The organism is Kitasatospora sp. NPDC089797, from assembly GCF_040684795.1.
Lineage (GTDB): Bacteria > Actinomycetota > Actinomycetes > Streptomycetales > Streptomycetaceae > Kitasatospora.
This window is the reverse complement of record NZ_JBFBGS010000044.1, coordinates 56,360-81,812: the sequence shown is the minus strand read 5'-3', so window position 1 is coordinate 81,812 and position 25,453 is coordinate 56,360. Positions and strand designations below refer to the sequence as shown.

The window sequence follows — 25,453 nt, the reverse complement described above, 5'->3', positions numbered from 1 at the left end:
ATCCGTCCGGGGGCCGCTCCACGTTCTCGGCGAAGCGGACTACTTCACGTTCTTGGCGAAGTAGTCGAAGGCCTGCTTCGCCTGGTCCTGGAGCGACGGTCCGGCCAGGTACCCGGCCGGGCCGCGGTTGCCGACCGCGCTGACGCTGACCAGGTTGGGCTTGCCGTCCTTGGTGATGAACCAGCCGCCGCCGCCCGCCCCGCCGGTCATGGTGCAGCCGATCACGTACATCGGCGGGCGGGCGCGGTCGAAGGACAGCCGGCCCGGCGCGGCGGGGGAGTCGCAGCGCTGCAGCTCGGTGCCGTCGAAGGGCCGCTCGACCGGGTAGCCGAACGCGGTGGCCGAGGTGACCTGCTCGCGCGGGGCGTTGAACCAGACCGGGACGGAACCGCCGACCGCCTCCTCCAGCGACGGACCGGAGCCGGACTCGGGCCGCACCCGGACGATCCCGTAGTCGTACTGGTCGTGGGCGCCGACCCCGTCCTCCTGCAGCCAGGTCGGCGACACCAGGGCGCGCACCGCCGTCCAGCGGCCGTAGGGGGCGGCCTGCCGGTCGTCGTACGGCTTGCCGCGGACCACCCCGCCGTCCCGGTTGAAGCCGGGGACGAAGGCCAGGTTCCTCACCCAGCCGCCGCCCCTGCCGTCGTGCAGGCAGTGCGCTGCGGTGTAGACCAGGTCGCTGCGGCCCGGGTTGAGCGGGTCGGCGACCACCGTGCCGGAGCAGACCGCGTCGCCCTGCGGCGTGGTCATCAGCAGCTTGCCGACCAGGGCGGAGTCCGGGCCGTACGGGTGCGGCTGCGGCTGGGCCCGGACGGCCGCCGGCGGGGCGTCCCGCTGGACGGTGTCCGGGGCGGCGGCGGTCAGCGAGTACTCGGGGGTCGGCCGGGCCTTGGCGGCCTCCGTCCGGGCGGTGGTCCAGTAGCCCGGCGCCGCCCGGCCCGGGGCGCCGCTGTCGGCGACGTACCGGGCCCAGTCCTCCAGCTTCCAGCCGCTCAGGTCGCCCAGGCTGGTCGGCGCGGCCTTGGGCAGCGCCGCGGGCGGGCCGGCCGGGGCGGCCGGGTTGTCCGGCCCGCAGGCGGCCGCGGTGAGGGTCAGGGCGGCGAGCAGCGCGGCGCCGGCCGTGGCGGCCCGCCGTCCGCGGGTCCTGCCGGTGCCACCGGTGCCACGGACGGTGCTGGTGGTGCTGATGGTGCGCAAATCGAGGTGCCCCCGTGGTGGTGCCGGTCACTGCTTCCTGGAGATCCAGTCCAGGGCCTGCCGGGCGACCGTCTCCAGGTACGGGCCGCTCAGCGAGGTGTGCTCCTGGGTGCCGATCGACGTGTTGCTGACCAGGGCGGTCTTCCCGTCCGGCATGGTGGCGAACCAGCCGCCGCCGCTGGCGCCCTGGGTCATGTTGCAGCCGATCGTCAGCATGCTCGGGCGCTTGGGGTCGAAGGACAGCCGGGTGGGCTTGCCGCCGTCGCACTTGTACAGCTCCTGGCCGTCGAACGGCTTGACCAGCGGGTAGCCGACCGCCGAGACCTTGAGCTGGGCGCGGGGCGCGTCGAACCACACCGGGACGGCCGAACCCACCGTCTCCTCCAGGGACTTGCCGGTGTCGCTCTGGTTGTGCACCCGCATCACGGCGAAGTCGTACTGGTTGGCGGCGTCGCCGGTCGGACCGCCCTCGACCATCCACTGCGGGGAGGTGACCACCTGGTCCGCCCACCAGGTGCCGAGCGGGGCCAGCTCGGACAGCGGTGCCTTCTTGCCGCCGCTGGAGGCACCGGAGTTGTTGTACGCGGGGACGAAGACCAGGTCCTTGAAGAAGTCGCCGCCCTTGCCCTCGTGCACGCAGTGCGCGGCCGTCCAGACCAGGTTGCTCTTGCCCGGGTGCTGCGGATCGGCGACCACCGTCGCCGAGCAGTTGCCCCGGCCGCCCTGGGCGGAGAAGAACACCTTCCCGGAGGGCTGCTTGAGGTACGGGCGGGGCACCTGGACCGCCTTGACCACCGGCGGCTCGGGGTCCGTCACGCCGTCGTCGGTGGACGGCTTCGGGGTCGACGGGGCCGGCTTCGCGGTGGGCGGGGCCGGGTCGGCGGGCTTGGCGTCGCCCATCTTGTCCGGGTCCCAGAAGTCCTTCACCACCGGGTTGTTGAAGACGTGCTTGGACGCCCACTTGTCCCAGTCGTCGAACTTCCACTTCTTCAGGTCGTCCCAGCTCTTCGGCAGGCCCTCCAGCAGGCTGGTCGGCAGGCCGGACGGCAGGGTGATCCCGCCGATCACGCCGCCGCCGGAGGTGGCGGAGGCGCTCACGGTCGCGGTGGGCGGCGGCGCCGCGGACCTGTCGGGGCCCGCCGGGCCGTCCGGTCCGCAGGCGCTGACGGCCAGCAGCGTTCCGGTGGCCAGGGCGGCGGCCAGGACTGACCGGTGGATCGGTGGCATCGGTGCGCTTCCCCCTGCGTTCGGTCGGGCTTCGGTACGGCGGCTCGCCGCCCTGGAGTCTTCCATCGCCGTGCAGGACGGCGGCGGCCGCCCCCCGGGTTCCGGGGCTGAGCGGAGGTCACCGATCCGTGATGCGGGGAGGCTTCCCCCGTCCGTCCGACCGGCCCTCCGGTCGGCCCGGCGGTCGGCGCTCCGGCCGACGCTTCGTCCGCGCAGCAGGGCCGACCGGTCCGGTGGCGCACTATCACCGATCTTCACCCGGACGAGTGAGTGGTCCTTGTGATCACCCGTCATGGATAGGTAACCCTTACCTGACGCGACGGTGCGAGCGCCCGCCGAACCCCTCCGCCACCAGCGCGCGTCCGCACCCCACGCGCACCAAGGAGCAGCCTTGAGCACCGCCCTCACCGGAGCACCGCCCGTCCCGCCGCCGACCGCGGACCGGTCCGCCGGGCCGGACCCGCTGCTGCACCCGGAACCCGCCGTCGCCGCCGAACAGGCCGCCCTGGAAGCCCTGTTGCGCTGCTGGACCCGGGAGACCGGCGCCCGCCCCGGACCGGACGGCCGGCTGCGGATCGAGGTCCTCGGCGGTGCCGCCCGGCTCACCGCCCCGGTCCGCTACTGGTCGCCCGGCGGCTGGCACCGGTTCGGACCGGCCACCCTCGCCGCCGGGGGGACGGACCCGGCGGCGGAGGACGGCAGCGCCCCGGTGGACGCCGTCACCGCGGCCGCCCTGCTCGCCGCCGCGGCCGCCGACCGGCCCGACCCCGGACAGGTCGCCGACCTCGCCGCCCGGGTCGCCGACTCGGTCGTGCGCACCGCCGAGATCCTCGCCCACCACCGCACCGCCCCCGAACCCGGCGGGCCGGAACGCTCGCACTTCCTCGCTGCCGAACAGGCCCTGCTGCTCGGCCACCCGCTGCACCCCACCCCGAAGAGCCGCGACGGCCTCGGCCCGGCCCAGAGCGCCGCCTACTCGCCCGAGCTCCACGGCTCCTTCCAGGTCCACTGGTACGCCGTCGACCGCGCCCTGCTCGCCGCCGACTCCGCCGTCGCCCCGAGCGCCGACCGGATCACCGCCGCCCTGCTCGGCGACCGCGTCACCCTGCCGTCCGGCACCGCCGCACTGCCGCTGCACCCCTGGCAGGCCCGCGAACTCGCCCACCGGCCGGCCGTCGCCGCGCTGCTCGCCGACGGGCTGCTGCACGACCTCGGCCCGGCCGGCGAGCCCTGGTACCCCACCTCCTCGGTGCGCACCGTCTACCGGCCCGGCACGCCCTGGATGCTCAAGCTCTCGCTCGGCCTGCGGATCACCAACTCCCGCCGGGAGAACCTGCGCAAGGAGCTCCACCGCGGACTGGAGGTGCACCGGTTGCTGGAGAGCGGGCTCGCCGCCGAGTGGCGGGCCGCCCACCCCGGCTTCGACGTCGTCCGCGACCCGGCCTGGATCGGCGTCGACCACCCGGACCTCGGCGACCCGGGCGGCCTGGACACCGTGCTGCGCGCCCAGCCCTTCGCGCCCACCGACCGCGCGCTCTGCGTCGCCGGGCTGATCGCCGAACAGCCGGACGGCAGCGCCTCCGGCGGCCCGGCCGGCACCGTGCCGTCCCGGCTCGGCGACGTCCTGCGCGCGCTCGCCGCCCGCACCGGCCGCCCGCTGCGCACCGTGGCTGCTGAATGGTTCCTGCGTTACCTGGACGCCGTCGTGCTGCCCGTCCTCTGGCTGGACGGCCGGGGCGGCATCGCCCTGGAGGCGCACCAGCAGAACAGCATCGTGCTGCTGGACGGCGAGGGCTGGCCCACCGGCGGCCGCTACCGCGACAACCAGGGCTTCTACTACCGGGAGAGCGCCGCCGAACGGCTGACCGCCCGGCTGCCCGGACTCGGCGCGCACAGCGACACCTTCCTGCCCGACCCGGTCATCGACCACCACTTCGCCTACTACCTCGGCATCAACCACGTGCTCGGACTGGTCGGCGCCCTCGGCTCCCAGGGGCTGGCCGACGAGACCGTGCTGCTGGCCGGGCTGCGCCGGTTCCTGGCCGGGCCGCGCGCGGCCGCCACCGGCTCGGCACTGCCCGCGCTGCTGCTGGACGCGCCCACCCTGCCCTGCAAGGCCAACCTGCTCACCCGGATCAACGGCCTGGACGAACTGGTCGGCCCGGTCGCCACCCAGTCCGTGTACGTGGACATCCCCAACCCGCTGGCGGGGGCCTGATGCTGGACGACCTGCCCGGGTGGGGCGACGTCCCCACCCCGGCCGGCCGGTTCCGGCTCGCCCCGGTCCGGCTGCCCGCCGACCTGGCACTGCTCACCGGGTGGATGAACGACCCCGAGGTGGACGAGTACTGGGCGCTCGCCGGACCGCCCGCGGTCACCGAACGGCACGTCCGGGCCCAACTCGACGGCGACGGGAGCAGCGTGCCCTGCCTCGGCCTGCTCGACGGCCTGCCGATGAGCTACTGGGAGGTCTACCGCGCCGACCTCGACCCGCTCGCCGGGCACTACCCGGCGAGCCCCCACGACACCGGGGTGCACCTGCTGCTCGGCCCGGCCGCCAGCCGCGGCCGCGGCCTGGGCGCCCCGCTGCTGGACGCCGTCGCCGCCCTGATCCTCCGCCGGAGACCGCACTGCCGGCGGGTGGTGGCCGAGCCCGACGTCCGCAACCGGCGCTCGGTCCGGTCCTTCGAACGGGCCGGATTCCGGGCCGCCGCCGAACTGGACCTGCCCGACAAACGCGCCGCCCTGATGGTCCGCGACCGAGACTCACCCCCTGCCTAGGACAGCCCTGTGGACACCTCGACACCCCCTCCGTACGACCTGATCGGCGTCGGCATCGGCCCGTTCAACCTCTCGCTCGCCGCCCTCGCCGAGCCCGTACCCGGCCTGCGCACGCTCTTCCTCGACCAGCGCCCGGAGTTCCGCTGGCACCCCGGCATGCTGGTGGACGGAGCCCGGATGCAGGTGCCCTTCCTCGCCGACCTGGTCTCGCTGGTGGACCCGACCAACCCGTGGTCCTTCCTCAACTACCTGCGCGCCCAGGACCGGCTGTTCCCGTTCTACTTCGCCGAACGCTTCCAGCTGACCCGCCGGGAGTACGACCACTACTGCCGCTGGGCCGCCGAAGGGCTGCCCAACTGCCGCTTCGGCACCGAGGTCACCGCCCTGCACCGGGAGGGCCCGCTGTTCCGGGTCGAGACGACCGACACCGCGACCGGACGGCGCTCCACCGCACTGGCCCGCAACCTCGCCCTCGGCGTCGGCACCCGGCCGGTGCTCCCCGAGGCCTTCGCCGGGTTGGCGGACCACCCGGGGGCCTTCCACTCCGCCGAGTACCTGGACCGCCGCGGCCAGCTGGCCGGCGCCCGGGACATCACCGTGGTCGGCAGCGGACAGTCCGGCGCCGAGATCTTCCTCGACCTGCTCCGCCGCCACGAGGGCGACGGCGTCCGGCTCCGCTGGCTCACCCGGACCAGGGCGCTCGCCCCGATGGAGTACTCCAAGCTCGGCCTGGAACACTTCACCCCCGACTACACCCGCTACTTCCACGGCCTGCCCGCCCCGGTCCGGGACGCCCTGGTCAGCGCCCAGTGGCAGTTGCACAAGGCCGCCAGCGCCGAGACCCTCGCCGAGATCCACGACCACCTCTACGAGCGCACCATCGGCCGCCCGATCGACGCCGCCCCGGTCGAGATCACCCCCGGCACCGCCGTCACCGAGGCCCGCCCGGGGCCCTGCGGCGGCCTCGAACTGCGCCTGCGGCACACCGACTCCGGTGCCGAGCACGTGCTGCGCACCGACGCCGTGGTGCTCGCCACCGGCTACCGGGCCGCCCGCCCGGCCGCGCTCGAACCGCTCGCCCCGCTGATCGACTGGGACGAGTCCGGGCGCTACCGGGTCGACCTCGACCACCGGGTCGCCACCCGGCCCGAGCTCACCGGCGGCCTCTACGTCCAGAACGCCGAACTGCACACCCACGGCGTCGGCACCCCGGACCTCGGCCTCGGCGCCCACCGGGCCGCCGTGATCCTCAACGCCGTCACCGGCCGGACCGTCCACCGGCTGCCCGGCCGCACCGCCTGGACGGGCTTCGCCCCGCCCGGGCCCGCCACCCCGGCGCAGGACCCCGCGACGACCCCCGCCCAGACCTCCGCCCGGACGCCCGTCGTCCCCCGCCCCCAGGAGCTGACCCGTGCCGCAACCGTCGGCCGCTGAACCGCCGCTCTACCTGCCCCCGCACCTCACCGCCGGGCACTGGCAGCGGGCCGGCCGTGCCCTGCTGGCCAAGATGCTCGGCGAGTTCGCCTACGAGGACCTGCTCCGTCCCGTCCCGGGCGCCCTCGACGGCGAGTACCTGCTGAAGCTGCCCGAGGCCGAGTACCGCTTCGCCGCGCGGCGCGGCGCCTACGACGGCTGGCAGGTCGACCCGGAGTCGATCCGCTGCTCCCGCCCGGACGGCCTCGACCCGCTGCGCTTCCTCCCGTACGCCCGGGACGCCCTCGGGATGCGCGGCGAGACCACCGCCCACCTGGTCCGCGAGCTCTCCGCCACCCTCACCGCCGACGCCCGCCAGCTCGCCACCGCGCTCACCGCCGCCGAACTCGCCGAACTCGACCACCCCGCACTGGAGGGCCGGCAGACCGGCCACCCGTGGATCGTCCCCAACAAGGGCCGGATCGGCTTCTCCGGCACCGACGCCGCCCGCTGGGCCCCGGAGGCCCGCAACCCGCGCCCGCTGCCCTGGATCGCCGTCCACCGCCGGCTCGCCGAGTACCGCGGGGTGCCCGGCCTGGAGCGGCCCGAGCAGCTGTACGCCCGCGAGCTGGACGACGTCGACGCGCTGCGCGCCCCGCTCGGCGCGGACGACGACGACTACCTGCTGCTGCCGGTCCACCCCTGGCAGTGGGACGAGACGGTCCTGACGCTGTTCGCGCCCTGGATCGCCTCCGGCGAGATCGTCCCGCTCGGCTCGGACGGCGACCCACGGCTGCCCCAGCAGTCCATCCGCTCCTTCTTCAACACCGCCCACCCCGAGCGCTGCACGGTCAAGCTGCCGCTGTCCGTCCTCAACACCCTGGTCTGGCGCGGGCTGCCGGTCGAGCGCACCCTCGCCGCGCCCGCCGTCACCGCCTGGCTGCACGGGCTGCGGGACGCCGACCCGTACCTGCGCGACGAGTGCCGGGTGATCCTGCTCGGCGAGATCGCCTCCGTCACCGTCGACCACCCGCTCTACCGGGAGATGCCCGACTCGCCGTACCAGTACAAGGAGCTGCTCGGCGCGATCTGGCGCGAACCGCTCGGCCCCGCGCTCGCCGCCGGCGAACGCGCCCGCACCCTCGCGGCCCTGCTGCAGACCGGCTCCGACGGGCGGGCGCTCGCCGTCGAACTGATCGCCCGCTCCGGCCTCACCCCCGCCCGCTGGACCGGTCGGCTGTTCGCCGCGCTGCTGCCGCCGCTGCTGCACTTCCTCTACCGCTACGGACTGGTCTTCTCCCCGCACGGCGAGAACGCCATCGTGGTCTTCGACGACCGGGACACCCCGGTCCGGCTCGCGGTCAAGGACTTCGTCGACGACGTCAACCTCAGCGACCAGGACCTCCCCGAGCTGCGCGGGCTGCCCGCCGAGGTCGCCGACGTGCTGCTCCGCGACGACCCCCAGGGGCTCTGCCAGTTCCTCCACTCCGGGCTGTTCATCGGCGTCCTGCGCTACCTCGCCCCGCTGCTGGAGGCGCAGGCCGACCTCGCCGAGACCGAGTTCTGGGCCCTGCTGGGCGCGGAGATCCGGCGCTACCAGGAGCGCTTCCCCGAGCTGGGCGAGCGCTTCGAGCTGTTCGACCTGTTCCGGCCGCGGATCGACCGGCTCTGCCTGAACCGCAACCGGCTGATCATGGACGGCTACCAGGACCGCCCGCACCGCCCGCACGCCGTCCGGCACGGCACGGTGCCGAACGCCCTGGTCGGCGTGGAGGTGCGCGTTCCCGCCCAACGGGACCGGATTGTCACCCCCGCCCCGTAGGGTGGAAGGGTCATGACGAACGACTCCGAATCCCACGCCGTTGAATCCCAGCGGGCGGCGGCCCCCGGCGACGAAGCCGAGGAAGCCGTCGCCGTCCCGCGCTCGCGGATCCCCGAGCTGCTGCACGCCGCGGTCGAGTCCGTCGGCGGCGTCGAGCGCCCCGGCCAGGTGCGGATGGCCGAGGCCGTCGCCGACGCCGTCGACCACGCCGAGCACCTGCTCGTCCAGGCCGGCACCGGCACCGGCAAGTCCCTCGCCTACCTGGTGCCCGCGCTCGCCCACGGCGACCGCGTGGTGGTCGCCACCGCCACCCTGGCGCTCCAACGCCAGCTGGTGGAGCGGGACTTGCCGCGCACGGTCGAGGCGCTCCACCCGGTGCTGCGCCGCCGCCCGCTGTACGCGATGCTCAAGGGCCGCTCCAACTACCTGTGCCTGCACCGCGCCAACGAGGGCACCCCGAGCGAGGAGGGCGAAGGCCTCTTCGACCCGGTCGACGCGCTCGGCGGCCCCGCCGGGAAGCTCGGGCAGGAGGTGCTGCGGCTGCGCGACTGGGCCGACGAGACCGAGACCGGCGACCGGGACGACATGAGCCCCGGCGTCTCGGACAAGGCCTGGGCGCAGCTGTCGGTCAACTCCAAGGAGTGCCTGGGCGCGACCCGCTGCGCGTACGGGCAGGAGTGCTTCGCGGAGAAGGCGCGGGAGCGGGCCAAGCTCGCCGACGTGGTGGTCACCAACCACGCGATGCTCGCGATCGACGCGATCGAGGGCGCCCCGGTGCTGCCCGAGCACGGGCTGCTGATCGTGGACGAGGCGCACGAGCTGGTCAACCGGGTCACCGGCGCGGCCACCGCCGAGCTGACCGTCGGCGCCGTCAACCGGGCGGTGAAGCGGGCGGCCCGGCTGGCCAACGAGAAGGCCGTCGACCTGCTCCAGGCGGCCGCCGAGAACTACCACGGCCTGATGGAGACCGCCCAGCCCGGCCGGGTCGAGGAACTGCCCGAGTACCTGGCCTACGCGGTCACCGCGATCCGGGACGCCGCCCGCCAGGTGATCACCTCGCTCGGCGAGACCAGGGACAAGGGCCTCAGCGACGAGGACGCGGTGCGCAAGCAGGCGATGGCCTCGGCCGAGGCCCTGCACGAGACCGCCGACCGGCTGCTGGAGGGCTCCGAGTACGACGTGGTCTGGATCGAGCGCAGCGACCGCTACGGGCTGGGCACCGCCTCGCTGCGGGTCGCCCCGCTGAGCGTGTCCGGGCTGCTGCGCGAGGGCCTGTACAAGGAGCGCTCGGTCGTCCTCACCTCGGCCACCCTCAAGCTCGGCGGGGACTTCAACGGCGTGGCCGGCTCGCTCGGCCTGCCGAAGGAGACCAGGCTGCCGGACGTGCGCACGCCCGGGGACAACCCGGAGCCGGGGTTCGGCGAGGCCGCCCACGGGGAGGACGCCGTCCCGTACTGGCGGGGGATCGACGTCGGCTCCCCGTTCAAGTACCCCAAGCAGGGCATCCTGTACGTCGCCAAGCACCTCGCCGACCCCGGGCGGGATCCCGAACGGCCGGACATGCTGGACGAGTTGGCCGAGCTGATCGGCGCGGCCGGCGGGCGCACCCTGGGCCTGTTCTCCTCGATGCGCGGCGCCCAGGCCGCCGCCGAGGCGATGCGGGAGCGGCTGGACCACCGGGTCCTGCTCCAGGGGGAGGACACCCTGGGCGAGTTGATCCGGGAGTTCGCCTCGGACGCCACCACCTGCCTGTTCGGCACGCTCTCGCTCTGGCAGGGCGTGGACGTGCCGGGCTCGGCCTGCCAGCTGGTGGTGATGGACCGGATCCCCTTCCCGCGGCCGGACGACCCGCTGATGAGCGCCCGCCAGAAGGATGTCGAACAGCACGGCGGGAACGGCTTCATGGCGGTCGCGGCGACGCACGCGGCGCTGCTGATGGCGCAGGGCGCGGGCCGGCTGGTGCGCGCGGCGGACGACCGGGGCGTGGTCGCGGTGCTCGACCCGCGGGTGGAGACCAAGCGGTACGGGGGCTTCTTCCGGTCCTCGATGCCGGAGTTCTGGTACACCACGGACCGGAACCAGGTGCGCCGCTCGCTGGCGGCGATCGACGCCTCGGCGGCTCCGGTGCGGCCGGTGGCGAAGCGGGGCTGAGGCCGCCGCCCGGGAACGCCGGAGGGGCTCCCCGCTCTCGCGGTGGAGCCCCTCTCCGGTGTGCGGTGATGTGGCGGTGGTGTGCGGCGGCGGGTGCCGCCCTCCGGGTCAGAGCCGGCGCAGCACCGCGACGACCTTGCCCAGGATGGTGGCGTTGTCGCCGTTGATCGGCTCGTAGGCCGGGTTGTGGGGCATCAGCCAGATCCGGCCGTCCTCGCGCTTGAGCCGCTTGACGGTGGCCTCGCCGTCGATCATCGCGGCCACGATGTCGCCGTTCTCGGCGACCGGCTGGCGGCGCACCGTGACCCAGTCCCCGTCGCAGATGGCCGCCTCGATCATCGAGTCGCCGCGCACGGTGAGGGCGAACAGCTCGCCCTCACCGACCAGCTGGCGGGGCAGCGGGAAGACGTCCTCGACCGTCTGCTCGGCCAGGATCGGACCGCCGGCGGCGATCCGGCCGACCAGCGGCACGTAGGAGGTGGAGGGGCGCCCGGCCGTCTCGGCGGTGTTGGGGCGGGCCACCTCGACGCCGCGGACCTCGTAGGCGCGCGGTCGGTGCGGGTCGCGGCGCAGGAAGCCCTTACGCTCCAGGGCCATCAGCTGGTGCGCGACCGAGGAGGTGCTGGACAGGCCGACGGCCTGGCCGATCTCGCGCATGGACGGCGGGTAGCCGCGCCGCTGGACGGAGTCGCGGATGACCTCGATCACCCGGCGCTGGCGCTCGGTGAGGCCGGCCTCGTCGGTGCGGATGCCCGGGGGTCGCCCGGGCATCGAGCGGGCCGGGGAGGGGTGGGAGTCGTCCATCGTGGGGGCGTGCTCGATCGGCTGGTCGGGGACGCGGCCGGTGGTGGAGACGGCCGGGCCGGAGAGGCGGTGGTCTTCGCTACGGTCCATGCTGATGTCCACGCTCTGCTGATTCGTGGTGCGCTGCCCCACCTTGAACTGGGAGTGTTCCTGCACCGGGATGGTGTTGGTTTCGATGGTGTTCACGGCGGCCCCTCTCGACGGCTGTCCTCTCCCTTTTCCAGCCCAACGCACCTCCTATCGAAAGGTTGCGCCAAACACACGTTCGAGTGAATTATTCGGGAGTTGGCTGACTCGATCAAGGCTTTGTTGTACATCGAGTAAATGTTCGACCGGATGTCGACTCCGGAAGTCTAATCGGCGCCGACACGCCAGGGGTGCCGCTTCCCCCCGGGGCCTAGATGTAGTGGCTAGAGTCCTCTCCGTGCCCAGTACTAGTGGTCGTGCCCCATGATCGGCTTGCCGATGCGGGGGGCGCATCGCATAGACTCGACCCGTCCGCACGTCCTGCCAGGGAGGGATCCCGAGGTGCACTGCCCCTTCTGCCGGCACTCCGACAGCCGCGTTGTCGACAGCCGGACCACCGAGGACGGCAGCTGCATTCGCCGTCGGCGACAGTGCCCGGACTGCGGTCGCCGTTTCACCACCGTGGAGACGGCCGCGCTGATGGTCATCAAACGCAGCGGCGTCACCGAGCCGTTCTCCCGGCAGAAGGTCATCACCGGGGTCCGCAAGGCCTGCCAGGGCCGACCGGTCACCGAGGACGCCCTCGCCCAGCTCGGCCAGCGGGTCGAGGAGTGCGTGCGCGCCAGCGGCAGCGCCGAGCTGACCACCCACGACGTCGGGCTGGCCATACTCGGCCCGCTCAAGGAACTCGACGTGGTCGCGTACCTGCGCTTCGCCAGCGTGTACCAGGCGTACGACGGGCTCGAGGACTTCGAGGCCGCCATCGCGGAGCTCCGCGCCGAGCGACCCGAGCCCGAGGCGGACGGCACCTGCGTGCCCGTTCCCGCCGCCGCGCCCTAGGCGGCGCACCCGGGCTCCTTCGGCCCCCGGACCCCAGCACCGCACAGGCCCCCGCGGGCCCTCGGCATCACACCGGGCCCCGCGTGGGCCCTCAGCACCACACCCGGCCCCGCGTGGGCCCTGGCGTGCCCGAAATCTGGGCACAGAACATGACAAAACGTGCGCGAGTGGGCGGGGTCTCCGCCTGCCCGCACGCCGGAAGAACGAACCAGCAGTGCCCGGACTTTTCGGGGCACTTCGGGCGTTTGCCCAGGAGGAGGAGCGAGAAGTGACAGACACCACGAGCGGTTCCGCACGCGGGTCGAAGTCCGAGAAGGCCGCGGCCAAGGGCGCCAAGGCCCCGAAGGGCGGTCTCCGGATGGAGCGCATCCACACCACCCCTGGCGTGCACCCGTACGACGCGGTCCGCTGGGAGCGGCGCGACGTCGTCATGACCAACTGGCGCGACGGCTCGGTCAACTTCGAGCAGCGCGGCGTCGAGTTCCCCGACTTCTGGTCGGTCAACGCGGTCAACATCGTCACGTCCAAGTACTTCCGCGGCGCCGTCGGCACCCCCCAGCGCGAGTGGAGCCTCAAGCAGATCATCGACCGCGTGGTGCTCACCTACCGCGCGGCCGGCGAGAAGCACGGCTACTTCGCCACCAAGGACGACGCCGAGATCTTCGAGCACGAGCTGACCCACGCCCTCCTCCACCAGGTGTTCAGCTTCAACTCGCCGGTCTGGTTCAACGTCGGCACCAAGCAGCCCCAGCAGGTCAGCGCCTGCTTCATCCTGTCCGTCGACGACTCCATGGAGTCGATCCTCGACTGGTACAAGGAAGAGGGCATGATCTTCAAGGGCGGCTCCGGCGCCGGCCTCAACCTCTCCCGGATCCGCTCCTCCAAGGAACTGCTGTCCTCCGGCGGCACCGCCTCCGGGCCGGTCTCCTTCATGCGCGGCGCCGACGCCTCGGCCGGCACCATCAAGTCCGGCGGCGCCACCCGCCGCGCGGCCAAGATGGTCGTGCTCGACGTCGACCACCCCGACGTCGAGGCCTTCATCGAGACCAAGGTGAAGGAGGAGGAGAAGATCCGCGCCCTGCGCGACGCGGGCTTCGACATGGACCTCGGCGGCGACGACATCACGTCCGTCCAGTACCAGAACGCCAACAACTCGGTCCGCGTCAACGACGAGTTCATGACCGCGGTCGAGAACGGCACCGGGTTCGGCCTGCGCGCCCGGATGACCGGCGAGGTCATCGAGACCGTCGACGCCAAGAAGCTGTTCCGCAAGATGGCCGAGGCCGCCTGGGCCTGCGCCGACCCCGGGATCCAGTACGACTCCACCATCAACCGCTGGCACACCTGCCCCGAGTCCGGCCGGATCAACGCGTCCAACCCGTGCTCGGAGTACATGCACCTGGACAACTCCAGCTGCAACCTCGCCTCGCTGAACCTGATGAAGTTCCTCCGCGACGACGACTCGTTCGACGCCGAGCGCTTCGCCAAGGTCGTCGAGCTGGTCATCACCGCGATGGACATCTCCATCTGCTTCGCCGACTTCCCGACCGAGAAGATCGGCGAGACCACCCGCGCCTTCCGCCAGCTCGGCATCGGCTACGCCAACCTCGGCGCCCTGCTGATGGCCACCGGCCACGCCTACGACAGCGAGGGCGGCCGCGCCCTGGCCGGCGCCATCACCTCGCTGATGACCGGCACCGCCTACCGCCGCGGCGCCGAACTCGCCGGTGTGGTCGGCCCGTACGACGGCTACGCCCGCAACGCGGCCGCCCACCGGCAGGTCATGAAGCAGCACGCCGACGCCTCGCTCGACGCCGTCTCCTTCGACGACCTGGACGCCCCGGTCTGGCTCGCGGCCAACAAGTCCTGGCAGGACGTGCTGCGCGTCGGCGCCCAGAACGGCTTCCGCAACGCCCAGGCCTCGGTGCTCGCCCCCACCGGCACCATCGGCCTGATGATGGACTGCGACACCACCGGCGTCGAACCCGACCTCGCCCTGGTCAAGTTCAAGAAGCTGGTCGGCGGCGGCTCGATGCAGATCGTCAACGGCACCGTCCCGCGCGCGCTCAAGCGCCTCGGCTACCAGGACGAGCAGATCGAGGCGATCGTCGCCCACATCGCCGAGCACGGCAACGTGGTGGACGCGCCCGGGCTGAAGGCCGAGCACTACGAGGTGTTCGACTGCGCGATGGGCGAGCGCTCCATCTCCCCGATGGGGCACGTGCGGATGATGGCGGCGATCCAGCCCTGGATCTCCGGCGCCATCTCCAAGACCGTGAACATGCCGGCCGCGGCGACCGTCGAGGACGTCGAGGAGATCTACTTCGAGGCGTGGAAGATGGGCGTCAAGGCGCTCGCCATCTACCGCGAGAACTCGAAGGTCGGCCAGCCGCTCTCGGCCAAGAAGAAGGACTCCGAGGACAAGACCGAGGAGGCCCCGGCCGCCGCGGTCGAGCGGGTCGTCGAGTACCGCCCGGTCCGCAAGCGCCTGCCGAAGGGCCGCCCGGGCATCACCACCTCCTTCGCGGTCGGTGGCGCCGAGGGCTACATGACCGCCAACTCCTACCCGGACGACGGCCTCGGCGAGGTCTTCCTGAAGATGTCCAAGCAGGGCTCGACCCTCGCGGGCATGATGGACGCCTTCTCCATCGCCGTCTCGGTCGGCCTGCAGTACGGCGTGCCGCTGGAGACCTACGTCTCCAAGTTCACCAACATGCGCTTCGAGCCGGCCGGCCTGACCGACGACCCGGACGTGCGGATGGCCCAGTCGATCGTCGACTACATCTTCCGCCGCCTGGCGCTGGACTTCCTGCCGTTCGAGACCCGCTCGGCGCTCGGCATCCACTCCGTCGAGGAGCGCACCCGGCACCTGGAGACCGGCTCCTACGAGCCGCTGGAGGCCGAGGAGATCGACACCGAGTCGCTCGCCCAGTCCGCCCCGGTCGCCGCCGCGAAGCCGGCGCCCGCCCCGGCGGCCGCCGAGGCCCCCAGCCCGGCCCCGAAGCAGGCCCACAACTCCACGGAGCTGATGGAGATCCAGCTCGGCCTCAACGCCGACGCGCCGCTCTGCTTCTCCTGCGGCACCAAGATGCGCCGCGCCGGCAGCTGCTACCTCTGCGAGGGCTGCGGCTCCACCAGCGGCTGCAGCTGACGGATCCGGTGTTCACCTCCTGAGGTGAATCCCCGAAGCGGGGCGAGGACTTCACGGTCCTCGCCCCGCTTTTCCGCGTTCCGGGGGCTGATGTCACGAAGGCGGTCGCCGGTCGGTCGTAGGGGGTGTCGGGGCTTCCGGGAGGAGTGGTGCGGTGATGGTCGGGACGGTGCTGGTGACCGGGGCGACGGGGACGTTGGGGCGGGAGGTGGTGCGGCTGCTGGTGGCGCGCGGGGTGGCGGTGCGGGGGTTGAGCCGGCGGCCCCGGGCGGCGGGGGACGGGGTCGAGTGGGCGGTGGGGGACCTGGTGACCGGGGCGGGCGTCGCGGCGGCGGTCGCCGGGGTGGCGACGGTGGTGGACTGCGCGACCACCCGGGGGCGGAGGGACGTGGCGGCGGTCGGGCGGTTGGCGGCGGAGGCCCGGCGGGCCGGGGTGGGGCACCTGGTGTACGTGTCGATCGTGGGGATCGACCGGGTGCCGCTCGGGTACTACCGGGCGAAGCTCGCCTGCGAGCGGGTGGTGCGGGAGTCCGGGGTGGGGTGGACGGTGCTGCGGGCGACGCAGTTCCACGACCTGGTGCTGGAGGCCTTCGACCTGAGCGCGCGGTTGCCGGTGTTCCCGGTGGCGGGCGGTGCCCGGATCCAGCCGGTGGAGGTCCGGGAGGTGGCGGCGCGGGTCGCGGAGCTGGTGGGGCGGGAGCCGGCCGGGTTCGCGCCGGAGGTGGGCGGGCCGCGGGTGTGGACGTACCGGGAGCTGGCCGGGGCGTACCTGCGGGCGGCGGGCCGGCGGCGGGTGCTGGTGCCGCTGCCGGTGCCGGGGGCGTTGGGCCGGTCGTTGCGGGCGGGTGGGCTCACGGTGCCGGAGCGGGCGGTGGGGGAGCGGGGCTTCGAGGAGGCCCTGGCGCGACGGTTCGGGTGAGCGACCCGGCCGTTGCGGCGAGCCATCCGTCCCCCGTCCCAACGGTTCCCCGTCCCGCGTGTGTCAACCAGGGTTGACATTCGCGCGACTGTCAACCATGGTTGACAGCATGAGCGAGAGCGGAGAGCTCGCGGCCGCCGCGAGCAGTCGTGACCCCGCCGTCGGGCTCCGGGCGGTCCGCGCCCTGCGGGACCTGGCGGACCGCCTGGAGGCCCTCCAGGTGGGAAACGCCCGGTCGCAGGGGTGGTCCTGGCAGGACATCGCGGTCTGCCTCGGGGTGACCAGGCAGGCGGTGCACAAGAAGCACGCACGACGGGGGCCCGGCAAGGGCGAGAACGGAGGCTGAGCGATGTTCGAACGGTTCACCCGAGGAGCCCGGCGGGCTGTGGTGATCGCGCAGGAGGAGGCCAGGCAGCTGGGGCACGACCGGGTCGGCACCGAGCACCTCCTGCTGGGGATCCTGGAGCAGCCGGAGGAGCCGGTCCTCGCCGTGCTGGCGGAGGCCGGGCTGGACCAGGAGGCGGCGCGGCAGGCGCTGCGCCGCCTGCGGGGGAAGGGCGACCAGCAGGTCCTGGCCACGATCGGGGTCGACCTCGACGCGGTCCGCGAGGCGGTCGAGGCGGCCTTCGGCGAGGGCGCGCTGGACGATCCGCCGGAGGAGGGGCGGAAGCGCTGGGGCCGGTTCCGCCCCTCCGCCGACGGGGTCGTGACCGGCCACATCCCGTTCTCCTCCCCGGCGAAGAAGGCGCTGGAGCTGTCGCTGCGGGAGGCGCTGCGACTGAAGTCGAAGGAGATCGGGGTGGGGCACCTGCTGCTCGGAGTGCTCCGCGAGGGCGAAGGGCTCGGGGTGCTGGTGATCGCGGAGCACGGGCTGGAGCCGACGGCCGTCCGGCGGGCGGTGGAGGCCGAACTGGCCTGAGTCGCGGTGCCGGTCGGGGTGGAAAGTGTCGCTGCGGGGTGTGCCCGACGTGAATGTAAGGAGATTGACCGTCAACTAGCGGCTTGAGGCCAATGTCTGAATCGATATGATCGGCCGAAAGCGTGAACCGATCAGCCGCCCGGAGATGTTTCACGACGTCACCGGGCGGTCTGGTATGCGCCCGACCAGCTGTCGGCGGCCGCAACCGTCGCCGACCCGCCGCCCGCGCCGCCGCCCGCCGACGTTGCCGAGGACCGCACCGATGAGAGAAGCCACCAGCCCCGACGGTCGGCCGCGCCGTCGCCCCGCGCCGCGCACCACCGCCCTGACCGCAGCCGCCGTCCTGCTGGCGCTGGTCGCCGCGCCGGTCGGGATCGGCCGGGCCCTGCACGCCCACCAGCCGGTCACCGCCCTCGCCGTGGCCGCGGTGGCGGTGCTCTGGCTGATCGCGGTCGGCCAGGCCGCGAGCGGTGCCGAGCGCTCCCGCCGGCTCACCGAGGACCTGGCCGCCCAGCACGAGGAGACCCGCGCCGCGCTGGTCGCCGCCGGCACCGCCCGGCAGGCGGAGACGGCCGCCCTGGACCGGGCCGCGGCCGCCCTGGTCGAACGGGACGCGGCCCGCGCCGAGCAGGCCCGGATCGAGGCGGACGTCACGGCCGCGCACGCCGAGCTGGCCCGGCTGCGCACCGAGCTGGACGCCGAGCGGGCCGGGGCGGAGGAAGAGCGGGAGCGGTCCGCCGCCGAGCGGGCCGAGTTGGAGCGGATCCCCGCGGGTGTCCTGCCCGAGGTGGTGCAGAAGCTTCGCGGGGGCGCGGCCGTGGACAGTGCGCTGTCCGCGTACCGCAAGCACCCCCAGTACGCGCTGCTGCGCGCCGTCGGGGAGGAGATCGGCCGGGGCGAGCGGCTGCGGGCCGCCGCGCTGGCGGTCTGCGCGACCGCTGCCGGCCGGGTCCAGGCACTGGCCACGAGCATGCACGCCGAACTGCGCGAGATGCAGCACCGGCACGACGAGGAGGTCCTCGGCGACCTGCTCCGCCTGGACCACTCGACCGCCCAGGCGGGCCGGATGGCCGACAGCATCGCGGTGCTCACCGGCGCCCGCTCCGGTCGCCGCTGGGCCAAGCCGATCGCGGTGGAGTCGGTGCTGCGCGGCGCGCTCGGCCGGATCGGCGCCTACCAGCGGGTCCGGCTGCACAACGCCAGCACCGCCGCGGTGGCCGGGTTCGCGGCCGAGGGTGTGATGCACGCGCTGGCCGAACTGCTGGACAACGCCACCAACTTCTCCGCCCCGCCGGCCGAGGTGCACGTCTACGTCGAGGAGGTGCCGGCCGGTCTGGCGGTCACCGTCGAGGACAGCGGGCTGGGCCTGAGCGACAGTTGGCTGCGCCGGGCCGAACGTGCCGTCTCCGCCGAGCCGCTGGACCTCGCCACGCTGTCCGCCGGTACCCGGCTGGGCCTCGCGGTGGTCGGGGTGCTGGCGCGCAAGCACGGGCTGCAGATCTCCTTCCGGCCGTCGGCGCGCGGTGGTACGGGGGTGGTGATGCTGATCCCGCAGCAGTTGGTCACCCACCCGGCTCCGACGCCCGCCACGGCTCCCGAGGCAGCGCCCGTCCGGGCTTCCGCGCCCGCCGCGGAGTCCGTGCGCCCCGCGCTCACCCCGGCCCGCCCGGCGCCCGCCTCCCTGCCGCCCGCGCCCAGCGCCTCGCGGGTGTCGAGCGCCCCGCCCGCTCCGGGAACTCCCGCCGTGATCGCCGCGCCCCTCGCCCCCGCCGTACCCGCCCCGACCCCGTCGGCGCCCGCCCGGACTCCTTCGGCACCCGCCCGGATGACCGACAGCGGTCTGCCGCAGCGGCGGCGCGGACAGACGATGGCCACCGCCACCGCGGCGGCCCCGGCCGCGAAGCCCGTACGGACCGACGCGGCGCGCGCCGCCGCCCGGTTCGGCGCCTTCCGCAGGTCCGCCCAGCCGGCCCTGCCCGCATCCGGGCCGGTCCAGCCGGCCCAGCCGACGCAGACGACGACGTCGGCCTCGACATCGACCGCGGACCCCGACACCACGCCCGACGCTTCCCCCGTCACCGAGAAGGACTCCTGATGAGCAGCGCCCCCGAACGCGACCTCGACTGGCTGTTGGAAAACCTGCTGGCGGCAACCCCCGGCACCCGGCACGCCCTGGTGCTGTCCGCCGACGGCCTCAAGCTCTGCCACACCGCCGGGCTGAGCGCGGACCAGGCCGACCAGCTGTCCGCGATCGCCTCCGGGCTGCAGAGCCTGGCGCACGGCGCCTCGATCGAGTTCGGCGACGGCAGCGGCGGCGTGCGGCAGTCGATGACCGAGTTCCACGGCGGCATCCTCTGCATCGTGGCGGCGGGCGAGGGCGCGCACCTCGCGGTGGTCACCGACGACGACGCGGACGTGGGCGTGGTCGGCCACAACATGCACGGCCTGATCGAGCAGATCGGCATCCACCTCAGCGCGCCGGCCCGCGATGCGGACGCGGGCCCGGAGGCGAACGCCGAGGTGGGCCCGGAGGCGGACGCGGGAGCGGAGGCCGTCGGGGCCACCGGACGAGGGAGCGCCGGGATATGAACGCCGGGCCGGTGCTGCCGGGCCGCGACGACGACCCGGACCGCCTCTACACCATCACCGGGGGCCGGAGCCGTTCCCCGGAGAACGCCTTCGACCTGGTCACCCTGATCGTCGCGGAGCGGCAGCCGGCGCCGGGGATGCAGTCGGAGCACGCCCGGATCCTGCGGCTGTGCGAGGCCCCGACCGCCGTCGTGGAGGTGGCGGCGGAGCTCTCCCTGCCGATCTCGGTGGTGAAGATCCTGCTCGGCGACCTCCTGGAGTCCGGCGCGGTCACCGCGCGCCACCCCAGGTTCGCGCCGAACAAGGCCCGGCTGCCCGACCTCGACACGCTGAAGCAGGTGCTGCATGGCCTCCAACGGCTCTGACCTCGGGGACGACCGGTCCGCGGTGCGCACCCCGCTGCGGGCGACCGCCGACAACGCGCTGAAGATCGTGGTGGTCGGCGGTTTCGGGGTCGGCAAGACCACCCTGGTCGGTTCGGTCAGCGAGATCCGCCCGCTGAACACCGAGGAGGTGATGACCCGGGCGGGGGAGGGCGTCGATCCGGAGGGCAGCTGGGGCAAGCGCTCCACCACGGTCGCCTTCGACTTCGGCCGGATCACGCTGTCCGAGCGGCAGGTGCTCTACCTGTTCGGCGCGCCCGGGCAGGAGCGCTTCTGGTTCCTCTGGGACCGGCTGTTCAGCGGTGCCCTGGGCGCGGTGGTCCTGGTGGACACCCGGCGGCTGGAGGACTCCTGGTACGCGATCGACCGGCTGGAGCACCACGGCACGCCGTTCATCGTCGCCCGGAACAACTTCGGCGAGCCCGGCCACACCCTGGAGCAGGTCCGGGAGGCCCTGGACCTGCCGCCGGAGGTGCCGCTGGTGGACTGTGACGCCCGCGACCGGGAGTCCGGCAAGCGGGTGCTGATCGACCTGGTCCACCACCTGGCCGCCCTCGCCGGTGCCGGGCCCGACGACCTGGCGGAGGCCGGTGCCGTGGCCGTGGCCGTGCCGCCCGACGGGGTCGGTACCGGGCCCACCGTCACCACCGCGCCCACCGCGCCCGCCGCGCCCGCCGCGCCCACCGCCACCGCCGGAGCACTCGAAGCGATCTACGAGGAGAGCACCCCGTGACCGAGCCCGCCGCCACCCCGCCCCCGGGCTGCCCGGCGCACGCCGGCGCCACGCCGCTGTACGGGCCGCGCTTCCAGACCGATCCCGCCCAGCTCTACCGCGAGCTGCGCGCCGCACACGGACCGGTCGCCCCGGTCGAGCTGGCCGGCGGAGTGCCCGCCTGGCTGGTCATCGGCTACCGGGAGCTGCAGCAGGTCACCGGCCAGCCGCAGCTGTACGGCCGGGACTCCGGCCGTTGGCACGCCTGGGCGACCCTGCCCGCCGACTGGCCGTTGAAGCCGATGATGGCCCCGGTGCCGTCGATCCTGTACGCCGAGGGCGAGGAGCACGTCCGCCGTTCCCGGGCGGTCACCGACGCGCTGGCCGGGATCGACCCGTACGAGCTGCGCAAGCACGCCGAGGAGATCGCCGACGGGCTGATCGACGAGTTCGCCGGGCGCGGTGAGGCGGACCTGGTCGCCGAGTACGCGCACCGGATGCCGTTGCTGGTGCTGTGCCGGGCGCTGGGTCTGGACGAGGAGCAGGCACCGCAGCTGATCACGGCGCTGCTGGCGATGCTGGACGGCGGTGCGGACGCTCCGGCCGGCGCCCAGCGGCTGCTGGAGCTGATGCAGGCGCTGGTCGAGGAGAAGGCCGAGTACCCGGGCGCCGACGTGGCCTCGCGGATGCTGTCGCACCCGGCGGAGCTGACCCGGGACGAGGTGATGCGCGACCTGCGGGTGCTGCTGATCGCCGGTCACCAGCCCAGTTCGTACTGGATCTCCAACGCGCTGCGGCTGATGCTCACCGACGAGCGGTTCGCCGCCTCGCTGGCCGGCGGGCGGCGCAGCATCAGCCAGGCGCTCAACGAGGCGCTCTGGGAGGACACCCCGACCCAGATCTTCGCCGGCCGCTGGGCGGTGCGGGACACCCAGCTGGGCGGTCAGCGGATCGCCGAGGGGGACATGCTGCTGCTCGGCATCGCGGGGGCGAACGCGGACCCGGCGGTGCGCGAGGCCGACGGCCGTCCGGCGGAGGGGAACCGGGCGCACATGAGCTACTCGTACGGCGAGCACGGTTGTCCGTTCCCGGCCCAGGAGACGGCGGAGGTGATCGCCACCACGGCGATCGAGGTGCTCCTGGACCGGCTGCCGGACCTGCGGCTGGCGGTGGCCGAGCACGCGCTGGTGTGGCGGCCGTCGGCCTGGGTGCGCGGGCTGGTCGCGCTGCCGGTGTCGTTCACCCCGGGGCACTAGGGCAGTTGGGGCTGCGCGGACCGCCCGGTCCGCCCGGTCTGCCAGGGCCGCCCGGTGTGCCAGGGTCGCGGGGCGTGGGAGTGGGGCCCGGTCGGCCGACCCGGCGCGGGGCACGTCTTGCGGATCCGGGCCGGGCCGGTCAAGATCCACAGTGCGTGCACAATCGTTCGAAGTCCCTTGATCTGCAGGAGAGTTGACGCCGATGACCGCTGCCCCGGCCCCGATGGCCCTCGACCCGCTGGCCCGTGACAACGCCGCCGAGGGCGCCCTGCTGCGGGCCGCCGGCCCGGCGGTGCCGGTGGTGCTGCCCGGTGGGGTCGCCGCCTGGGCGGTCACCCGGCACGCGGCCGCCCGCGACCTGCTCACCGACGCCCGGCTGGTGAAGGACGCCCGGCACTGGGCGGCCTACCAGCGCGGCGAGGTGCCGAAGACCTGGCCGCTGATCGGCCTGGCGGTGCCCGGCCCGAGCATGGTGACCACCGACGGCGCCGAGCACCGCCGGCTGCGGGCGCTGGTCGCCCAGGCCTTCACTCCGCGCCGGGTCGAGCTGATGCGCCCGCGGGTGGAGGAGATCACCGGTGCGCTGCTGGACGCCCTGGCGGCGGGGGAGCCGGTGGTCGACCTCAAGTCGGCCTTCGCCTTCCCGCTGCCGATGACGGTGATCTGCTCGCTGCTGGGGGTCCCGGAGTCGGACCACGGGCTGCTGCGCGACCTCTACGAGCGGTTCTTCGGGGTCAAGCCCGACCCGGCGGGCATCCAGGCGACCGTGGCCGGGCTGAACGCCTTCGTCAACGGCCTGGTGGCGCAGCGCCGTTCGGCGCCCGGCGAGGACCTGGCGAGCGTGCTGCTGGCGGCGGACACCGAGGGCGGGGCGCTCACCGACGCGGAGGCGGCGGCCACCCTGCGGGTGATCATCGCGGCCGGTCACGAGACCACGGTCAATCTGATCTGCAACGCGGTGCGGGCCCTGCTGGCGCACCCGGACCAACTGGCGCTGGTGCGGGCCGGGGAGGTGTCCTGGGACGCGGTGGTCGAGGAGTCGCTCCGCTGGACGCCGCCCACCAGCAACTTCCTGTTCCGCTTCACCGCCGAGCCGGTCGAGGTCGGCGAGGTGGTGATCCCGGCGGGCGAGCCGGTGCTGGTCTCGTACAACGCGATCGGCCGGGACCCGCTGCAGCACGGTGTGACGGCCGAGCTGTTCGACATCACCCGGGACCCGAGCCGCCACCTGTCCTTCGGCCACGGACCGCACGTCTGCCCGGGCTCGCCGCTGGCCCGGCTGGAGGCGGCGGTCGCGCTGCCGGCGCTGTTCGAGCGCTTCCCCGGGCTGTCGCCGGTGGTGCCGGACGGGGAGCTGCGGCCGAGCCCCTCGCTGGTGGTGAACAGTCTGCTGGAGCTGCCGGTCCGGCTCCGGTGACACCCGGTCGCGCCGTTCGTCGGGGCCGCGGCCGCGTCCGGTTTCCGGGCGGGGACGCGGCCCGCAGCGGTCGCGGTCGGTGTTTCGGGCGTCCCGGTCGGGGCACCGGTACGGGAAGGTCGACCATGGACCTTGGCGGCGGCGGACGGCTGCGTTAACGTCGTCGAATCGGTTCGGCCGCCGCTCGTCCAGTGCTCCCGTACGCCCATCTCCGGTACAGCGCAATGTCGTTCAGCCCACCCTAGGCAGCACGCCCTGGCGAGGAGGACCGCATTGACCCTCAACCCGACCGCGCCGTCCACGAGTTCGCGTCGTCGACTGGTGGCCGTACCCGCCCTGTTGGCGGCACTGGCCCTGACCGCGGCCTGCTCGAACAGCTCCGGCGGTTCGGGTGACGGCGGCGGCGCGGCCCAGACGCTGACCGGCGACTGCGCCACGTACCAGCCGTACGCGGGGCATTCGGGCACCACGGTGACGATGTTCGCCTCCATCCTCAGCCCGGAGTCGGACAACCTGGAGAAGTCCTGGGCCGAGTTCAGCAAGTGCACCGGCATCAAGATCAGCTACGAGGGGTCCAACGACTTCGAGTCCCAGCTGCCGGTCCGGGTGGCCGGCGGCAACGCCCCGGACTTCGCGATCATCCCGCAGCCGGGCCTGCTGGCGCAGATGGTCAAGAGCGGCAAGGTGGTCAAACCGCCGGCCGGGACGGTGGCCAACCAGGACAAGTGGAGCCCGGTCTGGAAGACCTACGGCTCGGTCGACGGCACCTTCTACGCGGCCCCGATGAGCGCCAACATGAAGTCCCTGGTCTGGTACTCGCCGAAGACCTTCAAGGCGGCCGGCTACGAGGTGCCGAAGACCTGGACGGACCTGATGGCGCTCAGCGACCGGATCGCCAAGGCCGGCGGTGCCAAGCCCTGGTGCGGCGGCATCGCCTCCGGCACGGCCACCGGCTGGCCGGCCACCGACTGGCTGGAGGAGGTGGTGCTGGGCACGTACGGCGGCGACGTGTACGACCAGTGGGTCGGCCACCAGGTGAAGTTCTCCGACGAGAAGATCACCGCGGCGATGCGGACCGTGGCCGGCTGGATGCTCAACCCGGCCTGGGTCAACGGCGGTTACGGCGACGTCAAGTCGATCGCCACCACCACCTTCCAGGATGCGGGCGCGCCGATCCTCACCGGCAAGTGCGCGATGCTCCAGCAGGCCTCGTTCTACGAGGCGCAGTGGCCCAAGGGCACCAAGGTCGCCCCCGACGGCGACGTCTTCGCCTTCCACCTGCCCGCCGTCAACCCGGCGATCGCCAACCCGGTCGAGGGCGGCGGCGAGTTCCTGGCCGCCTTCTCCGGGCGGCCCGAGGTGCAGGCGGTGCAGAACTACCTGTCCAGCTCGGACTGGGCGAGCAGCCGGGTGAAGACCGCGAGCGGCTGGGTCTCGGCCAACCAGGGCGTGGACAAGAGCCTCTACACCGATCCGATCGACAAGCTCTCGGCGGAGGCGCTGACCGACCCGAGCGCGACCTTCCGCTTCGACGCCTCCGACATGATGCCGGCGGCGGTCGGGTCCGGGCAGGAGTGGAAGTCGCTGACGGCCTGGTTCGCGGAGGGGCAGTCGATCCAGAAGGTCGCCGGCGACATCGACGCCGCCTGGCCGAAGTAGCCGGCCGACCGGGGCACTCGGGGACCA

The 25,453-nt window shown here is 73.6% G+C and carries 19 protein-coding genes and 2 pseudogenes; 18 read left to right on the top strand and 3 right to left on the bottom strand.

Going from position 1 to position 25,453, the window contains the following annotated elements:
- Positions 1 to 39: 39 nt before the first annotated feature.
- Positions 40 to 1,197, bottom strand: a complete 1,158-nt coding sequence (locus AB0O91_RS30130; protein ID WP_363439588.1) for a hypothetical protein — start codon at positions 1,195 to 1,197, stop codon at positions 40 to 42.
- 27 nt (positions 1,198 to 1,224) lie between these two features.
- Complete coding sequence (locus AB0O91_RS30125; RefSeq protein WP_363439585.1) at positions 1,225 to 2,424, bottom strand: hypothetical protein; 1,200 nt, start codon at positions 2,422 to 2,424, stop codon at positions 1,225 to 1,227.
- 391 nt (positions 2,425 to 2,815) lie between these two features.
- Between AB0O91_RS30125 and AB0O91_RS30120 the strand changes: the two genes are divergently transcribed.
- Genes AB0O91_RS30120 through AB0O91_RS30100 form a run of 5 tightly spaced genes read left to right on the top strand, consistent with a single transcriptional unit; the run spans position 2,816 to position 10,591 of the window.
- On the top strand, positions 2,816 to 4,642 hold the full coding sequence (locus AB0O91_RS30120; protein WP_363439582.1) for an IucA/IucC family protein: 1,827 nt from the start codon (positions 2,816 to 2,818) through the stop codon (positions 4,640 to 4,642).
- Positions 4,534 to 5,205, top strand: coding sequence for a GNAT family N-acetyltransferase (locus AB0O91_RS30115; protein ID WP_363439608.1), 672 nt, complete (start codon positions 4,534 to 4,536; stop codon positions 5,203 to 5,205). The genes AB0O91_RS30120 and AB0O91_RS30115 overlap by 109 nt, the downstream gene beginning before the upstream one ends.
- A gap of 9 nt (positions 5,206 to 5,214) precedes the next feature.
- Positions 5,215 to 6,639 (top strand): SidA/IucD/PvdA family monooxygenase, encoded by a 1,425-nt coding sequence (locus AB0O91_RS30110; protein WP_363439579.1) that lies wholly within the window; start codon positions 5,215 to 5,217, stop codon positions 6,637 to 6,639.
- Entirely contained in the window at positions 6,617 to 8,440 is a 1,824-nt protein-coding gene (locus tag AB0O91_RS30105) for an IucA/IucC family siderophore biosynthesis protein (RefSeq protein WP_363439576.1), read from the top strand. The genes AB0O91_RS30110 and AB0O91_RS30105 overlap by 23 nt, the downstream gene beginning before the upstream one ends.
- Before the next feature lie 12 nt (positions 8,441 to 8,452).
- The gene (locus AB0O91_RS30100) at positions 8,453 to 10,591 is read left to right on the top strand and encodes an ATP-dependent DNA helicase (RefSeq protein ID WP_363439573.1); all 2,139 of its coding nucleotides are present in this window, start codon (positions 8,453 to 8,455) and stop codon (positions 10,589 to 10,591) included.
- Between the two features lie 108 nt (positions 10,592 to 10,699).
- Here the strand turns inward: AB0O91_RS30100 and lexA are convergent, their stop codons facing one another.
- Complete coding sequence (lexA, locus tag AB0O91_RS30095) at positions 10,700 to 11,485, bottom strand: transcriptional repressor LexA (protein ID WP_363439605.1); 786 nt, start codon at positions 11,483 to 11,485, stop codon at positions 10,700 to 10,702.
- Between the two features lie 438 nt (positions 11,486 to 11,923).
- On the opposite strand from lexA, the gene nrdR reads away from it, so the two are divergent.
- The 13 genes and pseudogenes from nrdR (at position 11,924) to AB0O91_RS30030 (ending at position 25,426) form a co-directional block, all read left to right on the top strand.
- The gene (nrdR, locus tag AB0O91_RS30090; protein ID WP_363439570.1) at positions 11,924 to 12,421 is read left to right on the top strand and encodes a transcriptional regulator NrdR; all 498 of its coding nucleotides are present in this window, start codon (positions 11,924 to 11,926) and stop codon (positions 12,419 to 12,421) included.
- 268 nt (positions 12,422 to 12,689) lie between these two features.
- Entirely contained in the window at positions 12,690 to 15,572 is a 2,883-nt protein-coding gene (locus AB0O91_RS30085; protein WP_363439567.1) for a vitamin B12-dependent ribonucleotide reductase, read from the top strand.
- Positions 15,573 to 15,729: 157 nt separating this feature from the next.
- Positions 15,730 to 16,491, top strand: coding sequence for an NAD(P)H-binding protein (locus AB0O91_RS30080; protein ID WP_363439602.1), 762 nt, complete (start codon positions 15,730 to 15,732; stop codon positions 16,489 to 16,491).
- Positions 16,492 to 16,600: 109 nt separating this feature from the next.
- Positions 16,601 to 16,837 carry an RNA polymerase subunit sigma-70 gene (locus tag AB0O91_RS30075; RefSeq protein WP_363439565.1) on the top strand — a complete coding sequence of 79 codons (237 nt, stop codon included), beginning with the start codon at positions 16,601 to 16,603 and terminating at the stop codon, positions 16,835 to 16,837.
- A gap of 3 nt (positions 16,838 to 16,840) precedes the next feature.
- Positions 16,841 to 17,032: pseudogene (locus tag AB0O91_RS30070) on the top strand (Clp protease N-terminal domain-containing protein); the annotation flags it as partial.
- A gap of 168 nt (positions 17,033 to 17,200) precedes the next feature.
- Positions 17,201 to 17,410: pseudogene (locus AB0O91_RS30065) on the top strand (Clp protease N-terminal domain-containing protein); the annotation flags it as partial.
- 262 nt (positions 17,411 to 17,672) lie between these two features.
- The gene (locus AB0O91_RS30060) at positions 17,673 to 19,505 is read left to right on the top strand and encodes an ATP-binding protein (protein WP_363439562.1); all 1,833 of its coding nucleotides are present in this window, start codon (positions 17,673 to 17,675) and stop codon (positions 19,503 to 19,505) included.
- Positions 19,505 to 19,999, top strand: a complete 495-nt coding sequence (locus tag AB0O91_RS30055) for a roadblock/LC7 domain-containing protein (RefSeq protein WP_363439561.1) — start codon at positions 19,505 to 19,507, stop codon at positions 19,997 to 19,999. The genes AB0O91_RS30060 and AB0O91_RS30055 overlap by 1 nt, the downstream gene beginning before the upstream one ends.
- Positions 19,996 to 20,364 (top strand): DUF742 domain-containing protein, encoded by a 369-nt coding sequence (locus tag AB0O91_RS30050; protein ID WP_363439559.1) that lies wholly within the window; start codon positions 19,996 to 19,998, stop codon positions 20,362 to 20,364. Before AB0O91_RS30055 ends, AB0O91_RS30050 begins: the two co-directional genes overlap by 4 nt.
- Entirely contained in the window at positions 20,345 to 21,115 is a 771-nt protein-coding gene (locus tag AB0O91_RS30045) for an ATP/GTP-binding protein (RefSeq protein WP_363439558.1), read from the top strand. Before AB0O91_RS30050 ends, AB0O91_RS30045 begins: the two co-directional genes overlap by 20 nt.
- A complete protein-coding gene (locus AB0O91_RS30040) occupies positions 21,112 to 22,350 on the top strand; it encodes a cytochrome P450 (RefSeq protein WP_363439557.1) in 1,239 nt (412 codons plus the stop codon). The genes AB0O91_RS30045 and AB0O91_RS30040 overlap by 4 nt, the downstream gene beginning before the upstream one ends.
- Before the next feature lie 202 nt (positions 22,351 to 22,552).
- Positions 22,553 to 23,767: a cytochrome P450 gene (locus tag AB0O91_RS30035; protein WP_363439555.1), complete on the top strand. Its 1,215-nt coding sequence runs from the start codon at positions 22,553 to 22,555 to the stop codon at positions 23,765 to 23,767.
- Between the two features lie 273 nt (positions 23,768 to 24,040).
- Positions 24,041 to 25,426 (top strand): ABC transporter substrate-binding protein, encoded by a 1,386-nt coding sequence (locus AB0O91_RS30030; RefSeq protein WP_363439554.1) that lies wholly within the window; start codon positions 24,041 to 24,043, stop codon positions 25,424 to 25,426.
- The last annotated feature ends 27 nt before the right edge of the window (positions 25,427 to 25,453 follow it).

Excerpts from the sequence above, each read along its gene's own strand:
- AB0O91_RS30075 (WP_363439565.1), top strand. The coding sequence starts at position 16,601 with ATGAGCGAGAGCGGAGAGCTCGCGGCCGCCGCGAGCAGTCGTGACCCC.
- AB0O91_RS30050 (WP_363439559.1), top strand. The coding sequence starts at position 19,996 with ATGAACGCCGGGCCGGTGCTGCCGGGCCGCGACGACGACCCGGACCGC.
- AB0O91_RS30045 (WP_363439558.1), top strand. The coding sequence starts at position 20,345 with ATGGCCTCCAACGGCTCTGACCTCGGGGACGACCGGTCCGCGGTGCGC.
- AB0O91_RS30100 (WP_363439573.1), top strand. The coding sequence starts at position 8,453 with ATGACGAACGACTCCGAATCCCACGCCGTTGAATCCCAGCGGGCGGCG.
- AB0O91_RS30060 (WP_363439562.1), top strand. The coding sequence starts at position 17,673 with ATGAGAGAAGCCACCAGCCCCGACGGTCGGCCGCGCCGTCGCCCCGCG.
- AB0O91_RS30055 (WP_363439561.1), top strand. The coding sequence starts at position 19,505 with ATGAGCAGCGCCCCCGAACGCGACCTCGACTGGCTGTTGGAAAACCTG.
- AB0O91_RS30035 (WP_363439555.1), top strand. The coding sequence starts at position 22,553 with ATGACCGCTGCCCCGGCCCCGATGGCCCTCGACCCGCTGGCCCGTGAC.
- AB0O91_RS30125 (WP_363439585.1), bottom strand. The coding sequence starts at position 2,424 with ATGCCACCGATCCACCGGTCAGTCCTGGCCGCCGCCCTGGCCACCGGA.
- lexA (WP_363439605.1), bottom strand. The coding sequence starts at position 11,485 with ATGGACCGTAGCGAAGACCACCGCCTCTCCGGCCCGGCCGTCTCCACC.
- AB0O91_RS30080 (WP_363439602.1), top strand. The coding sequence starts at position 15,730 with ATGGTCGGGACGGTGCTGGTGACCGGGGCGACGGGGACGTTGGGGCGG.